At 60.3% G+C, this 5,917-nt stretch carries 6 protein-coding genes; 2 read left to right on the plus strand and 4 right to left on the minus strand.

Annotated features, from left to right (window positions below):
* Together eutB and VIW95_RS14715 are read right to left on the minus strand one after the other, a co-directional pair.
* The coding region (gene eutB / locus VIW95_RS14710) for an ethanolamine ammonia-lyase subunit EutB (protein ID WP_331587841.1) at positions 1 to 228 on the minus strand (228 nt) is incomplete at its 3' end.
* A 7-nt stretch (positions 229 to 235) separates the two neighbouring features.
* Positions 236 to 607 carry a nuclear transport factor 2 family protein gene (locus VIW95_RS14715; RefSeq protein WP_331587843.1) on the minus strand — a complete coding sequence of 124 codons (372 nt, stop codon included), beginning with the start codon at positions 605 to 607 and terminating at the stop codon, positions 236 to 238.
* 452 nt (positions 608 to 1,059) lie between these two features.
* Between VIW95_RS14715 and VIW95_RS14720 the strand changes: the two genes are divergently transcribed.
* Positions 1,060 to 1,854: a hypothetical protein gene (locus VIW95_RS14720; RefSeq protein WP_331587845.1), complete on the plus strand. Its 795-nt coding sequence runs from the start codon at positions 1,060 to 1,062 to the stop codon at positions 1,852 to 1,854.
* Between the two features lie 218 nt (positions 1,855 to 2,072).
* Positions 2,073 to 2,891 (plus strand): enoyl-CoA hydratase/isomerase family protein, encoded by an 819-nt coding sequence (locus tag VIW95_RS14725; RefSeq protein WP_331587847.1) that lies wholly within the window; start codon positions 2,073 to 2,075, stop codon positions 2,889 to 2,891.
* 45 nt (positions 2,892 to 2,936) lie between these two features.
* On the opposite strand, the gene VIW95_RS14730 is transcribed toward VIW95_RS14725, so the two are convergent.
* Together VIW95_RS14730 and VIW95_RS14735 are read right to left on the minus strand one after the other, a co-directional pair.
* Positions 2,937 to 3,263, minus strand: a complete 327-nt coding sequence (locus tag VIW95_RS14730) for an NIPSNAP family protein (RefSeq protein WP_331587849.1) — start codon at positions 3,261 to 3,263, stop codon at positions 2,937 to 2,939.
* 98 nt (positions 3,264 to 3,361) lie between these two features.
* A partial coding sequence (locus VIW95_RS14735; protein ID WP_331587852.1) for an ATP-binding protein occupies positions 3,362 to 5,917 on the minus strand: 2,556 nt, incomplete at its 5' end.

Consider the following 5,917-nt stretch of genomic DNA (forward strand, 5'->3'; position numbering starts at 1 on the left):
GATAACGCGCGTCACCTCGTCGCGATCGTAGGCAACGACCGGGTGCTCGCGCAGGTCGTTCAACGTGAGATCGGCGAGCACAGTCTTGGCCGCGATTCGTTCCTGCTCCGTGCGCGCCGCGATGCCGGCAAGTTCGTCGCCGGAGCGTGCTTCGTTGGCGCGCGCGAGCAATTCCTTGACGGAGTGGAAGCGGTAGGATTTGCCGAGCAGTCGGGTCGAGAGTTTCATCCCAGGATCATGCGGCAAAATGAAAAACGCGTACGCTGCTGATAAGTGCGTCGCGCCATTCGATCAGTTCGAGCACGTGAACCGGATTGGCGCCGTCGAGATTCGAATGACGCCGGTACTCGACTGCAGCGCGATCGCCAGCTTCGGTGACGGTGAGGATTTCGAAGCGCAGATCGGTGTAGCGCTCGAGGCCGCGGCGCGCGTACACGCCGATTTCATGATGGCCTTGCAGCGACAGCTTGCCCAGCTCCGGATAAATCTTCGCGATGAGCGCGCTCTGATGAGTCGCGTCGCGAGTATAGAGCGCGACGACGCGCGCCGGGTCGCGGCTTTCCCACGCGGACTTCCAGGCATCGACGCGAGCGCTTGATGTGGGCATAGAGACAACCTAACGCGGCGCGACGGTAAGTGGAAACGGTGCGCGTGAGGGCCAATTCATACTATCGGTTGTGGTTTTGAGACGCGCCACTACCATCGGTAACTTTGTTCCGTCAAATTTTGTCTTTGGCGTCTCGAATAGCGGGCACGGCGGCCCGCCCCACTTAGTGGGCGGTCCTGACGAGCGGGAGGCGTTGTGACGATTGTCCATACCTGATTTGTATCACGCAGAGTTCGGCGGGGTCAGGCTGAACGGTTCATCCCGAATAGTTCGGTAGCGCCCGCTTCACCGCGGCCATAAGATACCAGTCCGCCTGTGAGGAGAAAGCGCGCATTCGGGGCAGAGGCAGAATCTTGAGTCGCGCGCGAAATAGCACGCTGCAAAAGGACCCTCACCTTCGATCCTCTCCCTTACAGAGAGAGGAGAAGAACAGCAGGGAGAGGGGACTGAGAATGAGACCGACTCGACTGCTTGCCGTTACTGCTTTGCTTGCGGTCGCTTCGATTGCGAGTGCGGCGCAGACCGGGAATTTGAAGCTTGATGTGCAGGGCGAAGACGGTGCTGGGGCGAAAAATCCTGCGCATGTGATTGCGGCCAATGGCAAGGAGGCTGGGCAGGTTATCGCGGGATCGTCGATTGCGCTGGCGCCGGGTGAATACAAGCTGGTGCTGCCGATCGTTGGCGGCCAGATCGTCAAGGACGGCGTGCAGATCGAGGCCGGACGCACTCATACCGTGCTGATCGAAAATGTCGCGGTGCTGCAGGTCACCGTGAAGGACAAGACCGGCGCCGATCCTGGCTTTGGCGTGACTGTGACGACCACCGACTCGCCGCATACGAAGGTCGCCAGCTTTATTTCGGGGGACAAGTATCTGTTCGCGCCGAGCCAGGTGGATATCCACGTCGACGCGCCGCCGCAAGGCTACGACTGGCACGCGGTGCCGCTCGCGCCAGGGCATCGCGCGCTGCTGACGCTTGACGAAGTTGTGAAGGCCGAGCTGCTGGTGCAGCCTGTTATGTCGAAGATTGCGATCGACAATTCGACGCGCGTGGTAATCCTGCGCGCGGGCACACAGACCAAAGTCGCGGAGAGCGGCCCCGGAACCGAGCATCGCTTCAAGCTTGAGCCTGGCAACTACGACGCTTATGTGGAAAATCGGTCGGGCAAGGGCAAGCCGTTCGCAACCTCGGCTGGAATCCATCTCGAATCCGGTGCAAAGGTGGAACGGACGGTCCCACTGGACTAAATAAGAACGAGAGGTCAGATGGCAAGCGAACGACAAAAAGAAATCAAGCGGCGGCGCAAACGGAAAAAATCGAGACTGCAGGCGAAGACCAGGGAGTCGAGGAAGAAGGCGCGGAAGAAGCGGTAGGTTTTTCAGTATTAAGGCCGCGCTTCGTTGTCGCGCGCGGGACCTCACCCCTAACCCCTCTCCCTTCAGGAGAGGGGAAGAAAGAGGCGGCGATGGAATACGAAACTATTCTCTATGATGTGGCGGACGAAGTCGCGACGGTGACGCTCAATCGTCCTGCCAAGATGAACGCTTACACTACTGCGATGGGCGCGGAAATTACGGACGCGATGCTCCGTGCCGACGCCGACGCCGACGTGCGCGTCGTTATCATCACCGGCGCGGGAGAGCGCGCGTTCTGCGCGGGCGCGGACATGAGCATGTTCGCGTCCGACATCAAGACGCGCGAAGCGACGCATGCAGACAAGCCTCCTGCGACCGAGCGTCGTGCACGCGCGGTCGTGTCGCTGCCGAATGTGATGCGCAATCTGTCCAAGCCCACGATTGCCGCGATCAACGGCTACGCGCTCGGGGTCGGATGCACGATTCCGCTGCTGTTCGACGTGCGAATCGCGTCGGACAACGCGAAGATGGGCGTCATCTTTCCGCGTGTCGGCCTGATGAGCGAGCTGGGATCGAGTTATTTGATGCCGCGCATGATTGGGCTCGCGCGCACCGCCGAGATGATGCTGACGGGACGCCAATACCCGGCGAGCGAATGTCTCGCGATGGGTCTGGTGAGCCGCGTCGTACCGCTCGCCGATCTGCCCGCGACGGCGCGCGAGCTGGCAGGAGACATGCTGCAATGCTCGCCGACTTCACTGGCCTTCACCAGGAAGGCGCTTTACCAGGGACTCGACGGCACGCTCGAAACCGCGATGGCCTTCGAGGGCTTCGCGCTCGAGAAGTGCTACGTGAGTCCCGAGCACAAGGAATACGTCGCGGCGTTCCTCGAGAAGCGCAAGCCGAACTTCAAGAAGGCGAAGGCTTAGGGCCGAGTCGCTCGCCAAGTTGATCGAGCCAAGGCGTCGGCGCACTCACTTCAGCGCGGAGAACGAGGTCGGCATCAGGATGCTATTGGTGATCGAGGCGACGATCGGTCCGTCGGCTTCGCTCTTTGCGCGCGCCTCGATCCATTCGGGATCGACAGCGAAGGCGGCGAACTTTTTGTCGCGATCGGCCAGCGACTCCCATTGCAGCATGTAAACCAGGTCGGAACTCGACTCACCAATCGCCACCGTCCAGAATCCAACCTGCTTGATGCCGTGCTTCTCGAACAGCCGGCAGGTGACGGTATCGAAGCGTTTAATGATTGCGGGCAAGCGTCCCGGGACAGTGTGATAAACGCGCAACTCATAAACCATCTCGTGTACTCCTGGAGAAAGCGATCGATTTGGAATTTCTTGCGTCGTGCACGCGCTGATCTGTAGACCTTACCAATCAGAGTCGCAATGTCGCGGGGCTATGCGCTCAATTCCTCGAGCAGCGCGCTGGCGTCCTTCAGGTCGGCGGTATCGAAGCCCTCGGTGAACCAGTTGTAGATTTCGGAGAGCATCGCGCGCGCGTCGTCGCGCTTGCCCTGATTGCCGAGCAGCCGCGCGAGACTTGTCGCAGCACGCAACTCCAGCGACTTGGCGTTCCGCTTGCGCGCAATTTCGATAGCTTTCATAAAGCTCTGCTCGGTTGCGGACTCGGCCGAAAGAACTTGCTGCGGCGTGCTGGAACCGCCCTTTACCTGTTGGACAGTCAATTCGCCCCCGATCCGATGGACTTCCGATTCGACGTATCGTTCCTGATTGCGCTCCACGAGTTGGGCGGACTGCGCAATGAACGCAAGTGCCATATCGAATCGCCCCAGACTGGCAAGGCCCCCCGCTACGATCGGCAGCGCCCACGTAAGGGCCAGTTCAAACGCGGCTTCTGCAGACCTCGATTCGTTCCCCCAGCTGGTGGGTGGGTTGAATTTCCCTTGAAGGGCCGAGCCGAGCAACCGATAGAAGGTTATTTGCTCTTCCAGGAAGGCCAACCCATGCTTGCCGCAGAGCAACAGTCCCTCGCTGGTCGTTTTCTCCAATGCCTCCAGGTCGCGGCGAATGGTGTTGTACATGCTCAATTGCGACAAACACCACGTGAGCGTGAACGGATGCCCGAGCAGGCGTGCGCGCTCGAGCGAACGGAAGGCTCGCTGCTCTGCCCTATCCGGGTAACCGAGCATCCACAATGTTATCGCGTCGTAGCACAGAGCACTGACCATCGGATCCTGGTGAGAAGTACTGATATCGACGCTCCCCAACCGTTCCCGATCGTAGTAACCGATAGTCAGCTCGAAACTTGAGTGCGCGCCGGTAAACTCACCCATGAAGAATTTGCTGAAGCCCGACATTACATGCGCGCCGGCTTGCAGTCCCTCGTCCCGCAGCCGGTCCGCCAAGCCAATCATTTCATCGGCATAGGCAAGCGCGGTCGGGTGTTCGCCGCGGACGAGATAGAAGGAGTGCAGACCGCTCAACACCTGAAACAGCTGCGGACCTTCATCTTTCTGCTGGCACAGTTCGCGAGCACGCTGATAGGCCTGTCCGGCTTCAGGAACCCACCATCCCCTGGTTGCCAGCAGGGCAGCGCCGTAATCCATCTGAAGGTCGATCTCCAACTCCGCGCGCTCGGTGGAATCGGGCAATTTCGCGAACAATTGAATGGCGCTTTGCAGACGGCGCAGCGCGCCCTGGTAGCCGCTCTGCGACAGCTCACGCTTGGCGGCCAGCGCCTGATATTCGACCGCTTTTTCGGTGTTCAAGCTGCGGCTGTAGTGGTCGGCGAGTTGGCTCAGATGATCGTCGCGCGAATCCTTGTACAGTGCTCCTATCGCCGCGCCGATCCGCTCGTGAAGAGTCTTGCGGCGCTCGATCAGAATCGAGTTGTACGCGACCTCCTGCGTCAGCGCATGCTTGAAGGTGTACTCGATGTCGCCAATGGCCGGCTGCTCGTAGATAAACTCACCCATCTGCAGATCGTCGAGCATCCGGCCGAGCTCGTCCGCAGACGAGTCGAGCACCGCCCGCGCGAGGCTCAGTGGAAACTGCTTGCCGATCACCGCCAGAATCTGCAGCAGATCCTTTTCCGCGGGCGGCAGACGATCGATGCGCGCGGTCAGGATCGCCTGCACGGTGGGCGGAACCTTGAGCTCGCTCAACGACTTGGTCAGTTTGACCGTCCCGTCACGGACCAGCGCGCCATCGTCGAACATCACCTGGATCATCTCTTCGATGAAAAGCGGGTTGCCCTCGGTCTTCTCGATGATGAGGCGTTGGAGCGGCGCGAGCTCCGCGCCGCCACCCAGCAATGATCGGAGCATGTCGTCAGCGCTCTCTTTTTCCAGCGGGTCGAGGCGCAACTGGCTGTAATAGGTCTTGCTGTTCCACTGATGCGAATATTCGGGGCGATAGCTGACCAGCAGCAGAATCTTCGCGGTACCGATCGAATCAGCAATCAGATTGAGAAATTCCTGGGTGCCCTCGTCGATCCAATGAAGATCCTCGAAGATCAGCATCAGCGGCTGGTTCAGGCTCTCGCGCAGAAGAATGTGTTTGATTGCGCCGAGCGTGCCGCGCTTGCGGATTTGCGCGTCCATCTGCGCCAGCGGGTCGGGCTCGGCCGCGATCCCGAGCAGGCCATATAGGTAGGGGAGCGCATCGTCGAACTCGCGATCCAGGATCGCGAGCCGGCCGGTAATTTTCTCGCGGCGGGTCCGCTGGTCATCCTGCCACTCGATTCTGAAGTAGCCGTGCAACAATTCAAGTATCGGCAGATACGCCGACACTTTGCTGTGGGAGAAAGTGAGGGCTTCGAGCACCCTCCAGCCCGCCGTATGGCGCAGCTTGAACTCATGGAAAAGGCGCGACTTGCCAACGCCCGGTTCGGCAATCGCGGCGACAATCTGCCCATGCCCGGCCCTGGCCTGCTCCGCCGCGGCTTTCATCGCGTCCATCTCGCGCTGCCGCCCGACGAACTTGGTGTAACC

This window comes from Binatus sp. (SeqCode), from assembly GCF_036522015.1.
GTDB lineage: Bacteria > Desulfobacterota > Binatia > Binatales > Binataceae > Binatus.